Source organism: Dysgonomonas termitidis (assembly GCF_054657735.1).
Map to the genome: position 1 here is coordinate 214,851 of NZ_BAAHYD010000003.1, position 23,811 is coordinate 238,661.

17 protein-coding genes are annotated in these 23,811 nt (G+C 43.6%); 14 read left to right on the forward strand and 3 right to left on the reverse strand.

Annotated features, from left to right (window positions below; translation table 11 throughout):
* Positions 1-32: 32 nt before the first annotated feature.
* The 4 genes from ACYQ3L_RS22150 (at position 33) to ACYQ3L_RS22165 (ending at position 2,928) form a co-directional block, all read left to right on the forward strand.
* Positions 33-521 (forward strand): ferritin, encoded by a 489-nt coding sequence (locus ACYQ3L_RS22150; RefSeq protein ID WP_006800194.1) that lies wholly within the window; start codon positions 33-35, stop codon positions 519-521.
* An 89-nt stretch (positions 522-610) separates the two neighbouring features.
* Complete coding sequence (locus ACYQ3L_RS22155) at positions 611-1,303, forward strand: ABC transporter ATP-binding protein (protein ID WP_379997389.1); 693 nt, start codon at positions 611-613, stop codon at positions 1,301-1,303.
* On the forward strand, positions 1,287-2,402 hold the full coding sequence (pdxB, locus tag ACYQ3L_RS22160) for a 4-phosphoerythronate dehydrogenase PdxB (RefSeq protein ID WP_379997387.1): 1,116 nt from the start codon (positions 1,287-1,289) through the stop codon (positions 2,400-2,402). The genes ACYQ3L_RS22155 and pdxB overlap by 17 nt, the downstream gene beginning before the upstream one ends.
* Positions 2,395-2,928 (forward strand): GNAT family N-acetyltransferase, encoded by a 534-nt coding sequence (locus tag ACYQ3L_RS22165; RefSeq protein WP_379997384.1) that lies wholly within the window; start codon positions 2,395-2,397, stop codon positions 2,926-2,928. The genes pdxB and ACYQ3L_RS22165 overlap by 8 nt, the downstream gene beginning before the upstream one ends.
* Positions 2,929-3,132: 204 nt before the next feature.
* Here ACYQ3L_RS22165 and ACYQ3L_RS22170 read toward each other — a convergent pair whose 3' ends face one another.
* The 3 genes from ACYQ3L_RS22170 to ACYQ3L_RS22180 are packed head-to-tail and all read right to left on the reverse strand — an operon-like array spanning position 3,133 to position 8,395.
* Positions 3,133-3,642 (reverse strand): lipid-binding protein, encoded by a 510-nt coding sequence (locus ACYQ3L_RS22170; protein WP_379997382.1) that lies wholly within the window; start codon positions 3,640-3,642, stop codon positions 3,133-3,135.
* Positions 3,643-3,692: 50 nt separating this feature from the next.
* Positions 3,693-5,258, reverse strand: coding sequence for a SusD/RagB family nutrient-binding outer membrane lipoprotein (locus ACYQ3L_RS22175; RefSeq protein WP_379997380.1), 1,566 nt, complete (start codon positions 5,256-5,258; stop codon positions 3,693-3,695).
* Positions 5,259-5,269: 11 nt separating this feature from the next.
* A complete protein-coding gene (locus tag ACYQ3L_RS22180; RefSeq protein ID WP_379997378.1) occupies positions 5,270-8,395 on the reverse strand; it encodes a SusC/RagA family TonB-linked outer membrane protein in 3,126 nt (1,041 codons plus the stop codon).
* Positions 8,396-9,297: 902 nt separating this feature from the next.
* Here ACYQ3L_RS22180 and ACYQ3L_RS22185 point away from each other — a divergent pair.
* The 10 genes from ACYQ3L_RS22185 to ACYQ3L_RS22230 all read left to right on the forward strand — a co-directional run bounded on the left by ACYQ3L_RS22185 (position 9,298) and on the right by ACYQ3L_RS22230 (position 23,809).
* Positions 9,298-10,260 (forward strand): hypothetical protein, encoded by a 963-nt coding sequence (locus ACYQ3L_RS22185; RefSeq protein ID WP_459952262.1) that lies wholly within the window; start codon positions 9,298-9,300, stop codon positions 10,258-10,260.
* Between the two features lie 253 nt (positions 10,261-10,513).
* Positions 10,514-10,813: a helix-turn-helix domain-containing protein gene (locus tag ACYQ3L_RS22190; protein WP_380002133.1), complete on the forward strand. Its 300-nt coding sequence runs from the start codon at positions 10,514-10,516 to the stop codon at positions 10,811-10,813.
* A 227-nt stretch (positions 10,814-11,040) separates the two neighbouring features.
* The gene (locus ACYQ3L_RS22195) at positions 11,041-11,928 is read left to right on the forward strand and encodes a hypothetical protein (protein ID WP_459952261.1); all 888 of its coding nucleotides are present in this window, start codon (positions 11,041-11,043) and stop codon (positions 11,926-11,928) included.
* A complete protein-coding gene (locus tag ACYQ3L_RS22200; protein WP_459952260.1) occupies positions 11,925-13,289 on the forward strand; it encodes a replicative DNA helicase in 1,365 nt (454 codons plus the stop codon). The genes ACYQ3L_RS22195 and ACYQ3L_RS22200 overlap by 4 nt, the downstream gene beginning before the upstream one ends.
* Positions 13,290-13,708: 419 nt before the next feature.
* Positions 13,709-13,960, forward strand: a complete 252-nt coding sequence (locus ACYQ3L_RS22205; protein WP_380001150.1) for a hypothetical protein — start codon at positions 13,709-13,711, stop codon at positions 13,958-13,960.
* A 1,600-nt stretch (positions 13,961-15,560) separates the two neighbouring features.
* Positions 15,561-16,124, forward strand: a complete 564-nt coding sequence (locus ACYQ3L_RS22210; RefSeq protein ID WP_380002012.1) for an RNA polymerase sigma factor — start codon at positions 15,561-15,563, stop codon at positions 16,122-16,124.
* A 95-nt stretch (positions 16,125-16,219) separates the two neighbouring features.
* Entirely contained in the window at positions 16,220-17,218 is a 999-nt protein-coding gene (locus ACYQ3L_RS22215) for a FecR family protein (RefSeq protein WP_380002010.1), read from the forward strand.
* A gap of 225 nt (positions 17,219-17,443) precedes the next feature.
* The gene (locus tag ACYQ3L_RS22220) at positions 17,444-20,686 is read left to right on the forward strand and encodes a TonB-dependent receptor (RefSeq protein ID WP_459952257.1); all 3,243 of its coding nucleotides are present in this window, start codon (positions 17,444-17,446) and stop codon (positions 20,684-20,686) included.
* Between the two features lie 11 nt (positions 20,687-20,697).
* Complete coding sequence (locus ACYQ3L_RS22225) at positions 20,698-22,260, forward strand: RagB/SusD family nutrient uptake outer membrane protein (RefSeq protein WP_380002062.1); 1,563 nt, start codon at positions 20,698-20,700, stop codon at positions 22,258-22,260.
* Between the two features lie 85 nt (positions 22,261-22,345).
* Positions 22,346-23,809: an endo-1,6-beta-glucanase gene (locus ACYQ3L_RS22230; RefSeq protein WP_380002060.1), complete on the forward strand. Its 1,464-nt coding sequence runs from the start codon at positions 22,346-22,348 to the stop codon at positions 23,807-23,809.
* Positions 23,810-23,811: the final 2 nt, after the last annotated feature.

Here is a 23,811-nt window from a genome sequence, read left to right on the forward strand (position 1 = left end):
GAACAATAACTATCATCAAAAATATCATTATTATGTTAAGTAAAAAATTAGAAGCCGCATTAAATGCGCAAATCAATGCAGAATTTTGGTCTGCATACCTTTACCTATCTATGTCTGCCCATTTTGCCGCAGATGGTAAGCCGGGTTTCGCTCATTGGTTCAAAAACCAGTTTGACGAAGAGCAGCAACATGCAATGAAACTTTTCAATTATGTGATTGAAAGAGGAGGTAAAGTGGATTTAAAACCAATAGCAAAAGTTGCTCAGTCATGGCAATCTCCGTTGGCAGCCTTTGAAGATACTCTGGTACATGAGCAAAAAGTAACCGCTATGATTAACAATCTGGTTACTATAGCCCGTGAAGAAAAGGACTATGCTACAGAAAGCATGTTGCAATGGTTTGTAAACGAGCAGGTAGAAGAAGAATCTACAGCACAGGGATATATCGATGCTCTGAAAATGATCAAGGATAACGGATTCGGTATCTATACTCTTGACAAGGAGCTGAAAGCAAGATCATAACGATTTTGAATACGAATAAGGCAAGTCTCCCTGATTAATGTCAGGGAGATTTGTTATTTTTATACCTTTAATTATTAAAAAAGAAGTATTTGATACAGATAGAACATATATCGAAGAGCTATGGCGATCAGATAGTATTATCAGATGTCAGTTTCTCTATGAATAAAGGGGAAATAATCGGGCTGCTGGGTGTTAACGGGGCAGGAAAGTCTACACTGATGAAAATTCTGTCCGGAATTATCCGGCCGGATAGCGGGCATATAAGTTTTTCCGGGAAAAACCTTTTTGAGAATTCTCTGGAAATAAAGCGGCAAACAGGCTATCTTTCCGAAGATAACCCTTTGTATGAAGATATGTATGTAAAGGAATACATCAGTTATGTGGCCGGAATATACGATGCAGATAAAGAGTGTATATCGGAAGTGATAGAACAAACAGGCCTGCAAAAGGAGTACAAGAAGAAAATAAAAGACTTGTCGAAAGGGAACAGGCAACGGGTGGGAATTGCGCAGGCTTTGGTTAACGACCCTTTATTCCTGATTCTGGACGAGGCAACCGGCGGACTGGACCCTAACCAACGCGAAAGTCTGAATAATCTGCTTATAGATTTATCTATAAATAAGGTGGTGCTGTTTTCGACACATATCCTGCATGAGGTAAAAGATATCTGTTCAAGATTTATCCTGTTGGATAAAGGTCAGCTTATCGCAGACCACGAAATCGGGGAAATAGACTCGATAGAAAATATGTTTCATAAATTGACAAATGAAAATAATAGCTGATAAAAATATACCGTATCTGAAAGGAATCGTTGAGCATTTTGGAGATGTAACTTATCTCGATGGCTCTGCCTTTACGCAGGATACGATAAAAGATGCGGACACATTGATTGTCCGTACAGTGACCCATTTTGGCGAAAGCATATTGAAGGAAAGTAATGTAAAGTTGATTTGCTCCGCTACTATCGGTTATGACCATATAGATACGGCGTATTGTGATGCGCATGGTATTATATGGAAAAATGCTCCGGGGTGTAATTCCGGTTCAGTGATGCAGTATGTGGTGTCTTCCCTTATTACGATTGCCCGGAAAAAAGGTTTTGACTTAAGAGATAAAACAATAGGCATTGTCGGGGTGGGTAATGTAGGGAAGAAGGTAGCAAAAGCCTGTGAAATATTAGGAATGAAAGTCCTGCTGAATGACCCTCCAAGACAGGATCAGGAAAAAAGCAGCGATTTTGCCAGCCTGCAAACGATAATGGATGAGGCGGATATAATTACATTCCATACTCCTCTGATAAAAGAAGGGCAATACAAAACATATCATCTGGCAGACAAAGAATTCTTCTCTTTACTGAAGAAAAAGCCTGTTATCATTAACTCTGCACGCGGAGGGATAATAGATACTGTAGCCATTAAAGACGCAATTAAGGAGAATAAGATATCGGGTGCCATTATAGACTGCTGGGAGAATGAACCCCGGATCGATTTGGAATATCTCGGCCTGGCAGATATAGCCACCTCTCATATCGCGGGTTATTCTGCCGATGGCAAAGCGAATGCGACACGTATGTCACTGGAGTCGATTGCCGATCTTTACGGATTGGATAAACAACCTGTTTCTTTGGTTAAAGAGCCTGCTCCTGCAAGTCCAGTAATAGATGTGAACCGATATGCAAAAAATGTGGATCGGATCTATGGGGCAATATTGGATACTTATAATCCATTAGATGATTTCGCTTTGCTAAAGGCTTCTCCCGATAATTTCAAAGGGTTGAGGAATGAATATCCGCTGCGACGCGAATACTTTGCCTATACGGTTATAAATGCATCGGAAGAAGAAAGAGATATCCTGAGAAATTTGGGATTTAACCATGAATGAAGAGATGCCAAACTTCATTCTTTCAGGCCGGGTCTTACTTAGACCTATAGCTGTAGCTGATGCAGATGCTGTTTTCTCTTATCGCTCACTCGCTGAAGTCGCCAGATATCAATATTGGGAACCATTCACAAAAGAACAGACACTGGACTTTGTAAATCAAAACGGCAATCCAGATTTTGGAAAAAGAGGAGAATGGATTGGGCTGGCTATTATCAGTAAGGATACTGAAAAACTTATAGGGGATTGTGCTCTAAAGATAGAAGGCGATAGAACTGAAATCGGATGTAACATTTCTCCCGAATATCAGAACCGTGGCTTTGCAAAAGAGACATTGGAACTGCTCATAGATTATTCTTTTAAGATAACCGGAGTAAATGAAGTTTATGGAATAACCGACTCGGAAAACACGGCTTCTGTCAGATTGATGGAATCAGTGGGAATGGTCAGGACACCTGCTTTCGAAGAGCGGATCATATATAAGGGCATTCTAAGCATAGAACATAAATACTCTATAAAAAGAAAATAAAAAGGGGTGAAAGAGACTGGCTTGAGGTAAGCTGTCAGTCCCTTCCAAAATTGATACATCTCTGCATTATAGTGTTTGTATGATGTCCGTTCTTTTGAAGTTGAGGGATAATACGGACATAATTCCCCCCTTTTAGTATAAAGCCCGGGGCAATAAGAACTCCGGGCTTCTTGATTTTACAATTTATTATTGATCGTGTACGTCTTAGTCTTCAGACCAACCAGTGAAGCGGTAACCTTCTGCTTTATAGGTCTTTCCCGGAAAACGGGAATTTGTGAAAGTGAAAGATATAGCATCTGCCACTGTACCTGACGGGGCAGTTGCACCTTTCAGGGTAATCTTTCCTCCGGTAAGGGTAAATGTATTGGTAGAGGAGGCCACATTCCCGGCCAGATTCTCTATGTTAGTTCCCGAAAAAGTAAGAGAGCTTAGATCACAATTGATTTTTCCATTGATTGAATAAGCGTTTGCTCCACTGAGGGAATAACTTCCTATCCGCAACCAGCACTGAGTGGTAGAACCATCTATTGTATTGGAAATTTCACAATAGTTTTTGTACACTTGTGCCCCCGCTTCATCTGTTACTATCACTCTGTATTTACCGCCTAAGGGGTGAATGGAAGAATATTCAATTTCATAATCTCCATATGTATCGCAGGAAACGAATCCCAGAAGCAATAAGAATAAGAATGGAATATATTTTATTTGTTTCATATTTTTTAAAATTAGGTACTGAATACTAAAATTGGAATTGATGTTTCATATTACTTGCCGTTAGCAACCTGCCACCATAGCGGTTCCTGTGTAGGTTTAGTCGCCGGAGCATTAGGGTTGTAAAGGGCAGAAACATTAGGTACGGGCAGACGACGGGGTATTTCTCTGCGCTGAAGTACGGTTGTTCCCGGACTCACCAAAGTACCTAACTCATATCCTTCAGCAAGTCCCGGAGTAGTATTGCTTTCACGAACCTTTTCCGCATCACTGATTGCCGGAATGCCTGTACGGTTACGATCCATCCAAGAATCCCATGAGTTGGCTTTTGCTCCGGCCACCCATTTCTGAGTAAGAATACTTTTCAACATGGCGTCCGGAGAAGAAGCATTGAATGCGTAGGGGCCTCCGGCTTTTATGAAATCGGTAGCGTCATACCCCCAGCGATTGAATGCACGGCGTACACCTTCTTCATAGGCAGCTTTAGCTTCATTAGTCTTACCTAATCTGGCCTGGGCTTCTGCGACCTGGAAGCTAACTTCCGCTGCATTCATCAGATAAACACTGTCGGCAAAGGTTTGTTTGTATCTTGATGAATTTACGAGAGGTACAGCATCGGCAGCTCCGGCAGTTGTAGAAGGTTTTGTTCCGCAAGGCAGACCTCCGTACATTTCCCTGTAAGTAAGCGTTTCGCCTTTAGCGATGGCATCTGCGGCTACGGCTGTTAATTCATAGATCTTCTCAATTCGCGGATCGTTCGCTGCTAATAGAAATTCTGTGAAAGTATGGCATGCCCTTATATTTTCTTTTGTATTTAATTGCCGAATGTTATACTCGTACAGAGGATTTCCTTTGTTAGTGGCATTTTCAAATACACTGAAAGCACAGTTCTTTGTCAATAGTCCGCCGGCACTGATAAGAGCTTCTATTTCTGTCTTGTTGGCTTCAAAATCACGCATGTATATTTTTAGTTTCAGGCTTTTGGCGAAAGCTACCCAATTATCGATATTCCCCCTAAAAAAGAAATCTTTTGTATCTATTATGGGATTACTGGCAACCTTCGCCTGAGGAGCTTTGGCGATAGCTTCATCTAATAGCGCAATGATAGCCGGATATACAACGGTTTTGCTGTCATCGTACTTTGGCGCCGGATATTTTTTTATGTCTAAAGCTTCCGTGAACGGTATATCACCATATAAATCGGTAAGTACATGGAAATTATATGCCGTGAGCACTTTACCTATCAACCAATAGTTCCATGCACCTTTTTCTTCGGCCAAAGGGATCATGATCTTCAGATCTTTAAGGGTATTAGCGTAAGCATTGGTCCAAAAAGCGTTATATGACTCCTGGCTCAAACTATAGGTTACAGTTGTATTGTACTGGTTCGTAGAGTTCCCCTGAGTAACGTACTGGCACCATAAGTCACCTATAAGTTGTCCGTTCAATCCTAATTGGGCAATTGTACTTGCTCCCGCAGCAGGCAGCAAGCTTTCGAGGTTAGCCTCTGCAGGATAATTTGAGTTCTCATTTACATCTAAATAACCGTCGCACGATGTAAATGATATGCTTGTCAGAAGCACTGACAGGGCTATGTATATTAAATTCTTCTTTTTCATCATTTTTCTATTTAAAATTCAACCTTAATGGCACCACCAAATGTACGGTACGAAGCCGCACTGGATATTTCACCGAATTCGGAATTCAGGTCATTACCCATATTTGCCACTTCCGGATCTACATAATTGTTTTTCTTAGGCGTAAACAAGAACAGGTTACGGCCGATGACACTTAATACCACTTTACTCAGAGGAGTAGAGCTTAAGAATTTCTTTGGCACATCGTAGGAAAGTGTTATTTCTCTGATCTTAAAGAAATCCTTAGGTATGATCATCTCGTCCCTTACTGTCGGAGTGTATGAGTAGTTGCCATAATAATTGAATTGGTTTGACATCAGCGGAATATTGTTTTCTACATATTTTCCGTCTACTATTTTCACCGAATTTGGATAAATGAAAGAATTACGTTCATTAAATACCGTTTGCGTCGAGTTACCATTGAAGTGAGTAATATAAGATGTATTAGATGCCATCCATCCACCCTTATGCCAGTCTCCTACTACAGTCAGCCTGAAATCTTTAAATTTAACGGAGGTATTCAATCCCAGGATAAAATCCGGCTGAGATGAACCAATAATCTTCTTATCGCTGGTCGACTGTGTCAGGAATCCGTTATTGTTAACTATTGCATATCCATTGTAAGGACTACTCGCATCTTTCACACGGTCAACGTCAGGTACCTGAAAGGTTCCGATTTCTTGTCCTAATCTCATCTTATATTCTATACCGCGCCATGAAACAATAGTATATTCTTGTAAACCATCCCAAAGCTCACGCACTTTACCCGTATTTTTAGTAAATGTGGTATTTACATCCCATTCCCAGTCTTTTGTGCGCACAGGTGTAAATCCGGCAGCTATTTCCACCCCTTTATTTTCCAGGAGTCCGACATTGCGTGTTTCGGATGTATATCCGGTCTCGGGAGCTAGTGTCGCTGAGATTATCTGGTTTTTACTTTGTTTATTATAATAAGCAAAATCTAAGCGGATACGGTTGTCGAAGAAACTACCTTGTAAGCCGAATTCATATTCAGTCGTAATTTCAGGTTTCAATGTCTGACTTGGAAGCCTGTTGTATTCGGTCAACCCCAGTACTCCATTGATAGGCAACCATGTGTAATAATATGTAGAGTTAGATCCGGCTACCGGTTCGAACCATGAAGAAGTCCTGTAAACCCCAGCGTCATTACCGGTTTGCCCTATAGCGGTACGTATCTTCAGAAAATCTACTTTGTAATTTTTCAGTGTCGGCAAAAGTTCGGTAAGGATAAGTGAAAGGTTGGCTCCTCCATAAAGATAGCTGTTTTCACCTTTAGGAAGTGTGGAAGAATAGTCCTTACGTCCCGACAGGTTAAGATATACAAAGTTTTTATAGCCAATTTCCGCCTGAGCGAATATACCTATCAGACGACGGTCTTCGTTATACTGATCGGCATATGCTGCCGAACCTGTATTCTGGAGATTGTACCAGTCGGGTACACCCAGGCCGTTTACATAACCTCCGGTATATTCGTATGTACGCTTATTCAGGTTCCATCCGGCAGTACCGCCTAAAGAGAAGTCGGATATTTTATAGTCGGCCGAAAGGAATGCTGTTGCATCCAACTGGTCTCTGTTGTACCTGTAGTTCGAATAATACCCGTTCTGTGCCGTAGCTCCACCTAAGTCGCTATAAGAACCCGGAGTGAAAGAGTTTTTCGCATTAATGTTTTCCCTGTCGTAATTCAGGAAGTCTCCACCAAGTCTTGCCGTCGCTTTTAGTCCGCTTAATAACTGATATGAAGCTTCGATCTTACCGTATGTGTGGTTATCCTGATACAGATAATAGTTGTTATCAATCATCCAGTAAGGGTTAGTAGCATAGTAAGTATAATAGTTGTCAAGATTGTAACGTTCATCATTATAATCTTTCATTTCCGAATAATTTACATCCACTGCGTGTTGCAGAAGTTCCATTTCCATTTCTTGCGTCCGGCGTATATCTTTACGTGCATAATTGATAGATACATCTACCGAGAATTTATCCCATTTTGCATTTCCGCGCAAAGAGATTGTATTACGTGAATATGTATCCCCGTTATTAGGCAGGGTACCATTGCTGGTCACATTTCCATATGAAGCGTAAAGCCCGAGTTTATCTGTTCCATAACGTACCGATAGAACATTATTCAATTCAGAACCGGTTTTGTAAAAGTTACGAATATTATCTTTCACATACGAAAAAGGCTTTGTCATTACCGGGTCCAATTCGTCTGATCCCCACTCGTGGATAGTTCCATCGAGACGAGGTCCCCAGGAACCATTCTCGGCCCTGTCCCAAGCACCCCAGCCTTGCCCATAAAGATCCTGGGTCTGCATCACGCGAAGGACGTTTGATGCTGTGAACGCACCGTCATAGGATATTGTGAGTTTTTCATTTTTTGCCCTTTTGGTTGTTATCATTATAACGCCGTTAGCAGCACGGGAACCATAAAGTGCGGTAGCAGACGCTCCTTTCAGTACCGTTACCGATTCCACGTCTTCGGAGTTTATGTCGTTGGCGCTATTACCAAAATCGACATAGTCAGTTCCTGAACGTTCATTAGTGATTGGCACACCATCAACAATATACAAAGGGTTATTACCGTTGAATGAAGATATACCGCGGATCAGTACCTTTTGTGAGGTTCCGGCAGGTCCTGCTGTGGAAATATTGACCCCGGCTACCTTACCGTTCAGTCCACTCATTACAGACCCGGATTTCGCTGCTGATATTTCATCCGATTTGATTTGAGTAGCAGCATATCCTAATATCTTCTGATCGCGTTGTATGCCCATTGCTGTGACTACAACTTCATTCATAACTTTGGCATCTTGTTCCAATACCACTCTCATTCCTGCTCTGGCAGTCTCTTCTTTTGATTTCATCCCTATCAGGGAAAATACTAATGCTGATTTTCCATCGGGAAGATTAATGGAAAACGTTCCGTCGACATCAGTCACGGTACCAATGGTAGTACCTTTTACTACCACAGATACGCCTATGGCGGGTTCTCCCAGATCATCAACAACAGTTCCCGTGATCTTTGTTGTTTGTGCCGCAATGTATCCTATACTTAGAAATAAGCAGGATAGAATCAATAACAACCTTTTTTTCATATACACACACTCTTTTTAGATTAGTACTACATATACGATTGTTTTAATATGATTTTATATTTGTCATAGTTCTATCATTATGAAATGATAGTAATCAGAAATAGCTCAAAAAGATTCTAAAAAGACAAATAATGTTTCATAGTGATAGATCGTATTTTTATAGTCGACAAATGTACAACAATTTTTCAATTATGTACAAAAATTTATAAAAAAGTGCAATATTTAACAATTATGACTGTTTTGTAGCCAAAAGGTGTCATTATTGTTTAATATAATGTTATTTTGAATCGTTTTGTTCTGCTTTTAGATTTTACTTGTGGTCGGTAATAAAAAAATAGGAGTAACTGCTATTAGATAGTTTTATACAAAAGTTGACAAAGTTGACACTTTTTACAGTAAACAGTTAGCAGTAAACAGTATTTCACGCAGAGACGCTAAGGCGCAAAAGGTAACAAAGGTAACAGATATATCAGTTAACAGTAAACAGTTATCAGTTAACAACCCGTATCTCGTATCATGTTTACTTGTAACTCGTAACTGCCCAAAGGGCGAAGTAACTCGTAACTTTCTTAAAAGGGTAACAAAGGTAAATGGTATTTGTAATCAATTGATAATAAATACATAAGCCTGCTTTTTAAAAATAGTGAGTAACAACCGGGTAACAAAAATGCAGAAAACAACATTCGCCTGGAAAGATTAAGTCTGTAAAGATACATTTCTTTTCCGATACCACCAACTACCTTTCTTTTCCTTTCCATGACATCCCTGTACGGCCATAATCAAGCGTCAAAAATAACGGTTGCAAGATATAACATATTTTATTTATAACGGGTACTGTTTTACATGATTTTAAATTAAAGCCTTACATTTGCAATCTAACAACCTGTTTTTTATAAGCGGTCATGAGGGCAAAAGATTATATCGAAAAAAATAAAAACAGCATCAGCCATTTGGAGGAAGTTACACAGGCCATAGCTGACCTGTATCCCCTCCGTTCCGATGAGGTTGCAACCGGTGAATACCATGAGCGTATCCTGACCGCCGACCGGCGGTACCAAAAGTACAGGTACTCCGCGATGGATTATGAACTGAATAAAAGCATCATGGCCGGGCAAAAGCCTGTCTTTGCCTACAATCCCGGTGAAATAAATAAAGATACGGCCCCGGCAGTGCGCCTTGAATTACTGCAAGCCGTTGAACAGGATAAAAGCTTCGGCTACCTGTTTTACCTGCTGGCAAGCGAGCAGAACAGGAATCCCGGCCGCCTTTTTACGTATGACTGCGTGCCGGACAGGGAAGAAATAGAAAAGGCCATAGGCTTTGACTGGGACGATGAGAAAGAGCACCTGGCAACAATCGAAAGCTATCCCGGAAAGCTGGCGTACCTGCTGGAGCGTAAAACGGCCTTTTTACAAAAATACCGGGATGCAGATGGTACTCCGGAACAAAACACCTTTACCGGTAACTGCCTGCTGGAAATAGGGCTTATAAAGGAATTGATAAGCATAGGGCAATCCGGTCAGCCTGCACATCCGGGAGTAAAGGAGGACAGGCCTCAGCGGATAATAGATGCCGGTAAGTTGAAAGACTATTTTAGCCCTGCCTTCAGGGGCATGGGAAATAACATCAACTATTTCGACACCCTGGTCGATGAATTACATACAGACCGGACAGCCAAAGAGTTTGGCCAGATCGCTTATATGATATACACAGGCAAGCATATGAACAGCAGGAAGCCTGCAACATTCTCCCAATGGTACGGCCTGTTCTGTGAGGCCATTGGCATTGAGAAAGGCAAGGGATACAAGCCCAATAACCTGGACACACCCTCGGGGGATCTCAAAAAGCTATTCGGTTACCTGTAAAGTATAACTAAAAAATTATAAAAGGGAATTGTCGTTTATAAATTCCCTGCCTGTTCCCTGTAGCAATTCCCTCTTTTTCCTGCAATATTCTGTATATTACATTATTACCTGTTTTCGAAAATTCCCTTTTCTGTAAACAGGTATCCTTTGTGCAATTTTGTATTGTCTAAAACGGCAGGTACTTACGGACTGCCGGACGTGCGGGATAGGCCGTAAGCTACCGGAACACGGGCAAACCAAAAATTTTTGCATAATGAACTTGTATGACTTATTAAGCGACAATGCCAGCCTGAATGTAACCATCAATGCCGGGCAACTGATCGAAGCAATCGATTATTGTATAGACAAAACCCGGGAAGAACCGGGGCATCAGGATACGGACGTTGAAAACGGAACCTGCCTGAGCGCCGGACAGGCGGCGCAGCTACTGGATGTAAATACAGGCACGCTCCGGCGCTGGAATAAATCCGGCTACCTGTGCCCTGTCTCCACCGTGGGGAGAAGGAGGTACCGGGTGAGCGATATAAAGAAAATACTACGGATGAGTCCATAAATACAGGATTTCCGGAAAATAAGCCGGAAGCCCCTGTATAGGAGGTAAAGCCTTTGCCACATAACTAATATGAATCCAATAATATTAACCTGATAACCTGATATGCGTATGGGAAAGGGTTATCCTGAAAAGATAAATAAAACAGTAGTCTGAACAACCGGATAGCCGGCATAGATAATTGAATCGCCGGCATAAATGTAAATAACAAAACAGGTAATACAAAAAAAATGGAAAACGAAGGATATATCAAGCTATACAGGTCGCTGCCGGATAAACCGATCTGGCATCTCTCGACCCCCGGGCAAAAAACAGTACTCATTACATTGCTGCTGATGGTCAACCATAAAGAGGCCGGATGGGAATGGCAGGGCAGGAAGTTCAACTGCCAGCCGGGACAGGTGGTTACCAGCCTGGAGAAGATCACCCGCAGGGCAGGCAAGGGGATATCGGTACAGCATGTCAGGACAGCCCTGGCACGCTTCGAAAAATACGGGTTCCTGACAAACGAGTCGGCAAAGACAGGCAGGCTGATAACCATCTGTAACTGGGACTGTTACCAGCAGGCGAAAAGCGGAGGGGACAAAGATTCCCGCAAAGGCATAACAAAGCCTTCACAAAGCGGTGGCAAAGACCTCACAACTAACAAGAATGATAAGAATGATAAGAACGAAAAGAATGATAAGGAGAAAGAATCTTCATATAAATATTCAGATTCTTCTTTATCTTCTCCCGGCCTTTCTCCTTTACCTTCCCCCTGCCTTTCTTCTTTTCCTTTACCTTCTTCCCTTCCTGCATGCGTATCCCCTTCCCACTCATCCGGGGAAGATAAAGCGGCTGCCAGTGCTAAAAACTGGAGGGATGATTTCGGTACATACCTGGACGGGTTGAGGAAAGCCTATGACACCCTTATGTCGGATGAAGGCCTGCTGAACAAAATGCAGCGCTACCACCCGAACGTGGATATCAAATTATCGGTCGAAAAAGCCTGTGTCGAGTTCTGGTCATTGGAAGCCGGATGGAAAAACAAGAAAAAGACCAGGTCGCAGGCCATAGACTGGCAGGCAACCTTCCGTAATGCGTTAAACATACAATCAAACAGGGTATACACCAGATGAAAAAGCAGGTACATACAGATACTCCGGCATATATGCCGCCGCATGACCCGGAACTGGAAAAGATCGTGCTCGGTACGGTTATCTCCAACCGCCACGGATATGATGAAGTCCGGGACATCCTGCACGAAGACTGTTTCTATGATGACTTCCACCGGAGGGTATTCAGGATCTTCAGGGAGATAGAGGCCAAAGGCGCCGAGCCCGATATCGCCGGCATAGCAAGCCTGTATAAAGCCGGAACCGGCGAAATAAAGCTTGTGGAGCTGGCAGGGATGGGCGAACTGACGGAAGTAACACAGGTGTACAGCCATACCCTGCGGCTCTCCGACCTCGATACACGGCGCAAGCTGGTGCAACTGGCCGATAGGGTCAGGCTCGAAGCTTATACGGACTCTACGGATATAGCCGACATTACGGCATATTGCGGCCAGGTACTGAAAAACCTCTATAGCATGCCGCAGAACCCGGTAACGACGATACAGGATGCCATCAAAGGCGTATACTCGATCATCGAGGCCAATAAGACCAATAAATGCCTTAGCGGCTCCCCTACGGGATTCCGGGAGCTGGACAGCAGGACAGGCGGCCTGCAAAAGTCCGACCTGGTCATCATCGCCGGGGAGACCTCACAGGGCAAGACATCGTTCGCCATGTCCGTCCTCAACAATACGGTCAAATACGGTAGCCGTGTAGCCGTCTACTCGCTGGAGATGAAGAAGGAACAGTTGACGGCCCGCCTGATGGCCATGGAAAGCGGGATACCCGCCGCAAAGCTGTTGTACGCCCCGCTGGAAGACCACAGGTTCGGGCAACTGGACAAGTCCATATCACCCCTGTACCATTCGGGCATCTACTTTGACGACAGGAGCACATCCAACATCGACAATATCCTTTCGTCCATCCGCATGATGAAAGCCCGTTATGATATCGACGGGGCGGTGGTAGACTACCTCCAGATCCTGACCGTAAACATGAAGGGAGCCGGCAAGGAGCAGCAGATGGCGGATGCGGCCAGGCGGTTGAAGAACATAGCCAGGGAGCTGGACATCTGGGTTATCGCCCTGTCGCAGTTAAGCCGGGACGCATCCAACCCGGAACCGAACATCAACAGGCTGAGGGACAGCGGCCAGATAGGGGAAGCAGCGGACAACATCTACTTTGTTTACCGTCCCGAACTCTACAGGAGGGATTTCCCGGAGCCTTTCAAAGCTTACGATACGCAGGCGAAGGCCCTTATCATCGGGGGCAAGGGACGCAATACGGGGCTTGTCAGCTTCCTGGTGTCGTTCAACAGTGAAACGACGCAGTTTACGGACATAGAGTCCCCGGTATTGAAAAATGAGGGCAAACGTCCCTTCTAAATATTTAAATACATTTAAACACATGGGGAAATGAAAACAAATATAACAATGAAATCCGCAGACCGGGATTTATCCGGCATCGTTATCCGGCAGGAGACAAAAACGGGCTTCCTGAATGTACCGGATTAACGAAGGCTTACAAAACAGAAAGGAACAGGAAAGGCTGGAGCTACAGGAGGACTGATGAGATATCCGATTCTACGGCTAACGCGGAAAGGATATTTTATATCCTTCAGAAGCAGGGCTATTTTATTGATCCGGGATGTGACCCCGTAAAGAAGAATATCCGCCCTTTTATGAAAAACAGTGGAAATAAAGATAATCCCATAAAATGGGGAATTTCCCACTTTATGAAAGATATTGAGGAACAGTGGCTTAAATAATTTATATAAATACGCAACACTTAAAATTAAAAAAAAATGGAACGGAAATTTTTAAAGACAGCGGCTAAAAAGCCTTACATGATTGACAACAACGAAGGTATAAATTTCAGCCTACAGGTGGTAACGCCTAAGATTGACGGGATTCCGGCACAAAAGGAGCTCTTATTCCTGGCCGGGGATATCATACCTGATGGACTGACAAAAGACGGATCTTTGGTTATATCCGTTACGAAGGATGATGCAAGGAAACTCATTGACAGGCTTATAAGGCTTGCAGATGAATTATAAGGGGTATAACGGAACGGGTATTTTATGGGTTGCAGCAGGGTGTTTTACATCCTGATGCAATCATCCGGTAAACGACAGGAGCTTAGTCCTGGAATAGTTTAAATACCTCTGACAGCTTCCCTGCCTTTAGGAATGTAAGCATTTGGTAAACCGTGTATTGTAAAATAATAAAGGATTTATATGGGCCTGAATCCGGGCCCATATTTTTTTTTGCAAAGGTCTGTAAAGGCATGCATCAGGATATCAAGGTGTGTTTTTATAGTTTGTTGTAGCTTGTACTTTCCTGATTGTACAAGTTAGAAGCGACAGGTGTAGCAGATAAGCGGCAACAACCAACAAAACACGACCTGCACACCGGATTCATTTTTGTTAAATACAAAAATAACAAAAACAAATCCCGTATAACTCACTGTATATCTGCGGGTAATCGTTCACGCTTGTTTTTGGTCATTTTTACACTTGTAGTTGCTGTCCGGTGTTGCTTTTAGCTTGGGTTGGTTGCTTGTGTGTTACTGCTTGTAGCTGATGGAAGCAACAGGAGCAACTGACAGGCAACAGGACAGTAGAGGTCATTGGATAGTCTGTGTATTTCAATCCTGTTTTATTTGATATATACAGGAATTGGTAAAGCGGATTCAATGTAATTGTTTGGAAATCATATTTATTGATGCTTATAATCCCTTGCTGTCCATATATAAGCAGGAGCAGGATTATTATATTATTTATCCTGGTTCTGTGATCTGTATATCATAAGAGTAAAAGAGCAGAAACAAGATTTTTGCAACCAAAAGCAGCAATAGCCTCATCAATTTGTAAGCAACCAGCAAGCTATACTGTATGGTTTAATAGGAAATTACTATCTATTAGTAAGCAAGGTGTAACAGATGCATAGCTTACAGTAGCAACATTACATCAATCCTATATAACCCACAGCCTCTTTTTGTCTAAAAACCGGGGCAAATAAAATTTAAACAGGATTCAAACTCAATCTAAACAAAAAAGGAAGTTCACAAAATCACTTCGTTAACTTCAGGGCCTTAACACAAACTTTACAAAACTATATCCATAAAACGGCATACGCAGTAAAAAGTTTTACGGATATTAAAATCAATATGAAAAAGATATTAGGCAATAGATAGGATATGCATTTTTTACTACTTTATGCAGCGTATGCTTATTCCACATGATAGGAACTCAGACCTATTGTACCATTGTTGCATGCTAAGCTTCCAATTGTTACCGTCTTATTCCAAGTCGAAGTGACGCAGCCATATTTCACTGTTCCTGTCAAGTGGCAACTTGGGTTAATTATATTATACGCCTTCTCCAAGGCAGGCGCTTTGCTTTCAAAGGGTGCGGGATAACTTCGCCTTTGAAAAGGAAAACACCTGTTCTTAATATGTGAACGCAATAAAACTTTATAGCTTTACCGTAAGAAAATTACAATCATCAAACCGTTTGCAGTACGATGTATCACTTCCTCAGGCCAGAAACAGGATTGTCTATATAAACTACGCAGCAAAAAATAATTGTTCCCAATCTATTATAATAATCGGGATAATTATATACTTTTGTTTTTAAACATATCTACCGTTGCATTATGGATATCAAGGTATTATATGCTTTAAAACAGGGAAATGAAGAAGCCTTCGAAGCCATTTTCAGAAAATACAATGCGAAAATTTATCATTTCGTATCGGATACGCTTTATGATAAAACCCTGGCGGAAGATATTACCCAGAATGTTTTCCTGTCAGTTTGGGAACACAGGGAAGATATTGTACCCGAAAAGAATTTTTCAGCTTACCTCTATGCCATAGCCAAAAATATGGTTTTCAGGGAAACGGAAAAAATGGTGCTGTCCTACCGCTATGAAAGCCATATCCTTCAAATGCGCCGGAATGAAGAAGACCTTTCCACAGAGGAAGCGATCCATGCCGATTCCCTGGGGGAAACCATTTTCCGTCTGATAGATAATCTCCCCGAAGTGCGTAAAAAAATATTCTTGCTACACTTTACGGAAGATATGAGCAACAAGGAAATAGCTGCGAGGCTTTCCATCTCGGAAGAAAATGTCGCACAGCAAATCCGGCGGTCGCTGGATTATATCCGCAAACACTTAAAAAATTACATCGCTCTACTAGCCTGCATTTATTTCCAATAAAAACAAACACAAAAGTTAAACTACGTTAAATTTCAATCCTGCTGTTAATAAAATTCCCTCTCACGTATATATAAGTTATATACAGTAGAAATTTAATGGAAAACGAATTAACCATATTGATAGAAAAGTTCCTCCGCCGGCAGATAAGCGACGGGGAAGCTAACCGTTTAAAAGAACTGCTTATGCAGGCGGAAGCAGAAGATATGCTTTCCGGCTTATACGATGAAAAATGGGAACAGGCGGCTTCCTCCCCGGAAAAAGATATGGAAGACCGTATCTGGCTGAAGTTACGTGAACAAATACGCCCTGAATCTACTGACGTTTTACCGGTGCCGGTACAGCGCACCGTTTGGAAAAAATACCTGCGCATAGCCGCTTCGATACTGGTGCCGTTACTTTGCATAGGACTGGGATATTTCTATTCCGGAAGCAAACCGGTACAGGGTAGTAATAAAATGACGATACAGGTAGAGACCGGGCAAAAAGCGAAAATGCAACTGCCGGACGGTACTGATGTATGGCTCAATTCCGCCAGTTCGTTGACCTATGATGGCACATACAATAAGAAGGAACGTGTCGTTTACCTGCAAGGAGAAGCCTATTTTCAAGTAAGCAAGGATAAGGCCCGGCCTTTTATTGTAAGGGCCAATGAAATTTCTATCGAAGCGCTGGGAACAAGCTTTGATGTCAAGGCTTACCCCGATGATAATTATATCGCCGCAACACTGATAGAAGGCAGCATCCGGGTAAATTCACCATTTCAATCGGCCATATTGGAGCCGAACGAAAAACTGACTTTTAACAAGGATAACAGCGCGTTTACCAAAAGCATAATGCCGGATGCGGAGAAAAATTCTTCATGGGTCAATAACCAGCTCGCATTCGAGCAGGAACGGCTGGAAAATATAGCCAAGACACTGGAACGGATGTATAATGTCCGGATACATTTTGCCTCCGATGATCTGAAAAACATCCGCTTTTCGGGAACGGTTAAAAACAACAACCTGGAAGGTGTACTACAGTTGATTGCTTTTGTTTCCCCAATCCGGTATTCACTGGAAAATGACACGACCGTAATTATCCGTAATAAATAGAACCTATAATTATCAAATTTATCCAAACCATGAACACATCATAAACTGCCTGTAAAATGAAAAAACGGAACAATGTTGGAGCATTATTCCGTTCGTATGCAAAGGGTCGATAGCTTAATCCATAAAACGCCATTGAGGAAATACTCTTCAACGGGTTGTCTTATACCCCTGTCTGCATAACAAAGATAGTAAAATATCCCAACAACATCTAATTATCATAAAGATATGAAAAACAGAAAAAATAAAATGCTCGGCTGCCTGCTATTATTCCTCCTGATAGCCGCTACACAAGCATCCGCCTTAGCACAGGTTACGGTTTCGGCAAAAAACACCAAAATAAAGCAGATTATCCTGCAAATAGAGAAAAGCAGCGGATACAGCTTTTTCTATAGCGACGATTACCTGGACCTGGATAAGACAGTCAGCGTGGATATAAAAAATGAAAGTATCGAATCGGCGCTGTCCAAGGTATTCAAAGGAACGGATATAAACTTTTCCGTAGGCGCAAATAAACAGATCATGCTGACGGACGCTAAGAATAAAGAAGGGGAAAAAAATGCCGGCATCCCTCAAAAAAAGTATTCAGGCATCGTGAAAGACGAATCGGGTGAAACTATTATCGGTGCCAGTATTACCATTAAAGGCAGTAAAACAGGAATAATAACAGATGATGACGGCAGGTTTTCGCTGGAAGCCCGCCCCGGTTCCACGCTGGTTATATCTTATATCGGTTTTGAGAAGCAGGAGATAACCACAGGCAATCAGAGCGACCTGCAAATAACTCTTGTAGAAAACAGCAGGGAACTTGACGAGGTCGTGGTTATCGGGTACGGAACAGTAAAAAAAGGAGACCTGACCACAGCCGTGGCGACCATTTCGAATAAAGAGATAGACCAGCGGCCGATCATTTCAGCGGCACAAGCTATGCAAGGAAAGGCGGCCGGCGTGATGGTTTCCCAACCAAACGGTTCTCCCGGCAGTGAACTGACAGTCCGGGTACGCGGTACAACATCGTTTAACGGCAGCAACAATCCCCTCTATGTAGTGGACGGCGTACCTGTGGATAACCTGAAATTCCTGTCACCTACCGATATCGAGAGCATGCAGATACTCAAAGATGCCTCTTCTGCCGCTATTTACGGATCACGTGCGGCAAACGGGGTAGTGATTATCAACACCAAGTCAGGCGTACAGAACCAGGCGAAAGTGACTCTTAACGCACAGCTAGGCGTCAGCAACCTGAGCAATGAGATAAAATCCCTCAATGCGGCACAATATGATGACCTGATGTCGGAACTTGGTTTTGCCACCTATGGCTCAGGTGATGTAACGGACTGGTATAAGGAAATTTACAGTACAGGATATACTCAAAACTACCAGGTATCCATTTCTAACGGTAACGACAAGATGAAATATTTTTTATCGGCCGGTTACCTGGATAATAAAGGGATTATCAACTCAACCTTCTACAACCGTTACAGCATCAGGGCAAAGGTAGATAACCAGATACGCAAGTGGTTGACTGTCAATACCAACATATCCTATTCAGACTATACCGGCAACGGGGTAGCTACCGGATTGCCCGCCAACCGGGGAGGTTTCGTACTGTCGGCGATCAACCTGCCTACAGGAGCTCCCGTATGGGATGAATCAATGGGCGCTTATAACCGTAATTTCAACGGGCTGAACCTGACAAATCCGGTAGAAGCCATGGAAAACGGGAAGAACAACCGTTCGAAGGAAAACCGCCTGATCGCTTCGGGAAGTTCCCTGATTTCTTTTTTGCCGGAGCTTACACTGAAAACACAATTTACGCTGGACAGACGCAACGGGCTGAATACGTCTTTCCGTCCTCCGGTTTACATCGAGGAAGAACCGGGCGTTCACGGGAGCAGGATCGATTACGGAGCAGGGTCGGATACACGGAGTGTCAATACCCTGACGGTACTGGACAATGTACTTACCTATAATAAATCGTTCGGTAAACACAACGTTGAAGCTATGGCCGGTACATCACGGACTACGTCCGACTGGTCGCAAAATTACGTTAATGCCTCCCATTTCCGGAATGGCAATATACATACGCTGAATGCCGCCAATAAGATCGCCTGGAACAACGCAGGATCCAACGCCTCGCAATGGGGGATCATGTCTTACTTCGGACGTGCCGCCTATAACTATGAAAGCAAATACCTGCTGACGGCCAATGTCCGTAAAGACGGCTCTTCAAAGCTACACCCGGATCACCGTTGGGGCACCTTTCCTTCCTTTTCGGCCGCGTGGCGTATCTCATCGGAAAAATTCATGGAAGGCATGACCTGGCTCGACGACCTGAAGATCCGTGGCGGATGGGGGCAAACCGGGAACCAGTCAGGTGTTGGCGACTATGCTTATCTCCAGACATATAATATTGTCCGTTCCGACTGGACAATCGAGGGGCATAGCAACGATCTTCCGGGCATCACGGTAAACAACCTGCGGAACAGGGACCTGACATGGGAAACAACTTCACAAACGGATATAGGACTCGACTTCACTGTTTTTGGGAACAAACTTACGGTTGCTATGGATTATTACCACAAACGCACCTCCGATATGCTGATGTATGTATCCCTCCCGGCAGGACAGGCAGCCAGCAGCATTATCCGCAATGAAGGGGTAATGACCAATAAAGGATTTGAGTTTTCCGTCAATTCACGCAATTTACAAGGCGCTTTCACATGGACGACCGACTTTAACATGTCGTTTAACCGGAACCGTCTTGAGAGCCTTGCCCTGCAGCAGGTATATTACGGCGCCTATATCAACAGCGAAATCCTGAGGGATAATATCGTCCGTAATGAACCGGGACGCCCGCTCGGCGGATTTTACAGTTATATCTGCGAAGGTGTCGATCCGCAGACAGGCGAACTTAAATACAAAGACCTGGACGGGAAAGAAGGCATTACGCCCGACGACCGCACCTATATAGGCGACCCGAATCCCGATTTTATTTTAGGTATGACCAATACATTCTCATGGAAAGGGATCAACCTCAGTATATTTATGCAAGGCTCTTACGGAAATGACATTTACAATGCATCGAAGATAGAAACCGAATCGATGACCACCCAGAGAAACCAGGCGGCAACTGTGGTGAACCGGTGGAAAAAGCCGGGGGATATCACAAAGATACCTAAAGCCGGAACTGCCGTCACCAACTCATCCTATTATGTGAAAGACGGAAGCTACCTGCGGATCAAGGACATCTCGTTATCGTATAACATTACTGGGAAATTCCTGAAAAAGGCCGGTATAACAAGATTACAGCCTTACATCACGGCAACCAACATGGTTACATTTACAAAATACTCCGGAACAGATCCTGAAGTAAATGAATGGGGTGATGCAGGCGGTGTCCAGGGGATCGACTGGGGAACCTATCCATACAGTAAAACATTCGTGTTCGGTATTAATGTTGAATTTTAAACTACGATAATATGAAAAGGAATAAGCTGTTTTTTACAGCAGGACTTTTGATCCTGTTATCATCCTGCTCCCTTAATTATGATCCGGTCGGCGCTTACTCGGATGTGACCGAAGGCACGGAGGTGGGACTGGCCTTTACCAGTAAAGCCGATGTTCTTGCACACAGGCAATCGATGTATATAGCACTGAAGGAATGCGAGCATTTTTATCAGGATGTACTCTTATTTGCAGAAATACACTCAGATAATGCCTATTCAGGGAATGAAGGCGGAGCACCTCCGGGATTTGAAAAGAATGATGTGGCCGATATGATGGCAAAGCCGCCTTTGCAACGTGGCTGGAACCGTCGTATGGCAAATATAGCCCTTGCCAATAAGCTGATATCGAACATAGATAATGTCCCTGACCCTGCACTTACTGATGATGAACGCAGGCAGTATAAAGCCGAGGCCCTGATTTACCGCGCCATGCTTTATTATGATATGGCATTGCTGTGGGGGCGCGTTTCGGTTGTTATTATCGAGGCCGGCGACATCACTGCCGAAAATATAGGGGAATCGTACGAAAAATACTTTCCAAAGCAAAACACCGAGGATGAAGTATATGCGCAGATAGAGAAAGACCTGCTCGATGCCCTGCCTGACGCGCCTGTGGACAACAGCAATAAAGGCCTTTGTTCGAAAGGGCTGGCCTGTGCTTTACTGGCCAAGATCTATGCAGACAACACTTCGTTCAGGGACTATGATAAAGTTATCCAATACTGCGACCAGGTACGTGACCTTGGGTTTTCACTGGCAGGAGATTTCAGCGACTTATTCGGCGTACAGCTACAAGATCCGGCAAATCCTCCGGGGCCCGCGAATCCGGCTATAAATGCCAGGAGACGGAATACAGAAGAGGCTATCTTCGAAATACAGTTCTCCGCGGCCGGTGACAGGGGCAGCTTTAATAACCAGATATTCGGCCCGTTACTGGACAATTTCACTCCTGTTACATTTGCCAACTGGGTGCTTCCGACCCATGAACTGATCGACCTGTACGAAAGTGAAAGCGGCGATAAGCGTTATCCCGAGACAATCGTGTATTACGGAGGTACCCAACTCGGTTTTACACCGCCGCGTAACTGGGGATACACCACCAGCCATTACCCGCACATGTATAAATTCCGTTCTTCGTTCAGCAGCAATATCAAATACCGCTATGCGGATATCCTATTGCTAAAAGCCGAGGCATTGATATTAAAACAGAACCCTGACCTGTCCGGGGCAGCCGGAATCATTAACCAGATCAGGCACCGTGCCGGCCTGTCAGACTTAACGGCACCGGCGATGGCAAATAAAGAGGCCGCATTGAATACTATGCTGAAAGAACGCCGCAAGGAACTGGCATTTGAAGGACACCGGTGGAACGATCTGGTACGGCTTGAAAAAGTAGAGGAGGTGTTGAACTCTTTCAAGGAACGTGACCCGTATTCGCGTATTACGAACAGGTTTACACGCACCCACTATAAGTTCCCGATACAGAAAGCCATCCTGGATGCAAATGATCTGCTGACTCAAAATCCGGGATATTGATATATTTCCATTGAAAGGGATATTTTGTAGGGGAAATATCCCTTTCCCTGATAAGTAAACGATTATGAATAATAATATAAAAAACATGAATTTATTGAATCTCTTTCTGGCTGTTTGCATGACAGTATCCGCCTGTAAAGGGTCGGAGCAGGAAAACAGCAACGGTAATCCCATACCGGAAAACAAAGCCGCCAGGATTTACCTTACATCGGCCGACCGGACATATGCTTTCAGCAAGCTGGAAGTCAATTTCTCATCACCGGGTGACCTGCCTGTACCGGCTATTAAGCTCGATCCCGGGCAGCGCTTCCAGACAATGTACGGCTTTGGCGCGGCGATAACGGGTTCCACATGTTATAACCTGTTGAAGATGACTGTTGCGGACAGGGCTAAATTCCTGAAAAATACATTCTCTCCGACAGATGGAATGGGATATAGCTATATACGTATCTCTATCGGATGTTCTGACTTTTCACTGAGCGAATATACCTGCTGTGATGTCCCGGGTATTGAAAACTTTACGCTGACAAATGAAGAAACACATTATGTAATGCCCATACTCAAAGAGATACTGGCTATAAATCCCGGCATAAAAATACTGGGTTCCCCATGGACCTGTCCGCGTTGGATGAAAGTTAATAACCTGGCCGATCTACAGCCATACAATTCATGGACAAGCGGGCAACTGAATCCGGCTTATTACCAGGATTATGCCCTTTATTTTATAAAGTGGGTACAGGCGTTTGCAGCCGAAGGGATCTCTATTACAGCGGTGACGCCTCAGAACGAACCGCTGAACAGGGGTAATTCCGCTTCGTTGTATATGGGCTGGCAGGAACAGCGCGACTTTGTGAATTCTGCCCTGGTTCCGGCATTGAAATCGTCCGGATTGAAAACCACGATCTATTTGTTCGACCACAATTACAATTATGATAACATGGGGGAACAGGATGATTATCCGGCCAGAATATATGAGTCAGGTGTAGACGACATCGTAGTCGGCGCAGCCTATCATAATTACGGCGGAAGCAGGTCGGAGTTGCTGGATATACACGGCAAGTATCCCAATAAGGAACTGATATTCACAGAGACATCCATCGGTACATGGAACAACGGGAAAGACCTGTCTGTCCGGCTGATGGAAGATATGCAAAATGTAGCACTGGGCACGGTCAACAACTGGTGCCGCGCAGTGATCGTCTGGAACTTAATGCTGGATGCGGAACGGGGACCAAACCGTCCCGGCGGCTGCAAGACCTGCTTTGGCGCCGTGGATATTGCTTCCGATTATAAAACATTATCGTTCAATTCACATTATTACATTGTCGGCCATTTATCCGCAGTGATAAAGCCGGGAGCGGTCAGGATCGGCACAACAGGTTTTACAGACCCGGAAGTGGTCAGTTCGGCCTTTGAAAATCCCGACGGCACGCATGCCGTGGTGTTACTAAACAACAGTACTGAAAGTAAAACGATAAGAATAGATGACGGAAAAGACAGCTTCAAATATGCCATACCTGCAAAATCCGTCATATCATATCTTTGGTAACT

Excerpts from the sequence above, each read along its gene's own strand:
- ACYQ3L_RS22205 (WP_380001150.1), top strand. The coding sequence starts at position 13,709 with ATGGAACGGAAATTTTTAAAGACAGCGGCTAAAAAGCCTTACATGATT.
- ACYQ3L_RS22220 (WP_459952257.1), top strand. The coding sequence starts at position 17,444 with ATGAAAAACAGAAAAAATAAAATGCTCGGCTGCCTGCTATTATTCCTC.
- ACYQ3L_RS22190 (WP_380002133.1), top strand. The coding sequence starts at position 10,514 with ATGAACTTGTATGACTTATTAAGCGACAATGCCAGCCTGAATGTAACC.
- ACYQ3L_RS22180 (WP_379997378.1), bottom strand. The coding sequence starts at position 8,395 with ATGAAAAAAAGGTTGTTATTGATTCTATCCTGCTTATTTCTAAGTATA.
- ACYQ3L_RS22195 (WP_459952261.1), top strand. The coding sequence starts at position 11,041 with ATGGAAAACGAAGGATATATCAAGCTATACAGGTCGCTGCCGGATAAA.
- ACYQ3L_RS22175 (WP_379997380.1), bottom strand. The coding sequence starts at position 5,258 with ATGAAAAAGAAGAATTTAATATACATAGCCCTGTCAGTGCTTCTGACA.
- ACYQ3L_RS22165 (WP_379997384.1), top strand. The coding sequence starts at position 2,395 with ATGAATGAAGAGATGCCAAACTTCATTCTTTCAGGCCGGGTCTTACTT.
- ACYQ3L_RS22215 (WP_380002010.1), top strand. The coding sequence starts at position 16,220 with ATGGAAAACGAATTAACCATATTGATAGAAAAGTTCCTCCGCCGGCAG.
- pdxB (WP_379997387.1), top strand. The coding sequence starts at position 1,287 with ATGAAAATAATAGCTGATAAAAATATACCGTATCTGAAAGGAATCGTT.
- ACYQ3L_RS22225 (WP_380002062.1), top strand. The coding sequence starts at position 20,698 with ATGAAAAGGAATAAGCTGTTTTTTACAGCAGGACTTTTGATCCTGTTA.
- ACYQ3L_RS22170 (WP_379997382.1), bottom strand. The coding sequence starts at position 3,642 with ATGAAACAAATAAAATATATTCCATTCTTATTCTTATTGCTTCTGGGA.
- ACYQ3L_RS22200 (WP_459952260.1), top strand. The coding sequence starts at position 11,925 with ATGAAAAAGCAGGTACATACAGATACTCCGGCATATATGCCGCCGCAT.
- ACYQ3L_RS22230 (WP_380002060.1), top strand. The coding sequence starts at position 22,346 with ATGAATTTATTGAATCTCTTTCTGGCTGTTTGCATGACAGTATCCGCC.
- ACYQ3L_RS22210 (WP_380002012.1), top strand. The coding sequence starts at position 15,561 with ATGGATATCAAGGTATTATATGCTTTAAAACAGGGAAATGAAGAAGCC.
- ACYQ3L_RS22150 (WP_006800194.1), top strand. The coding sequence starts at position 33 with ATGTTAAGTAAAAAATTAGAAGCCGCATTAAATGCGCAAATCAATGCA.
- ACYQ3L_RS22185 (WP_459952262.1), top strand. The coding sequence starts at position 9,298 with ATGAGGGCAAAAGATTATATCGAAAAAAATAAAAACAGCATCAGCCAT.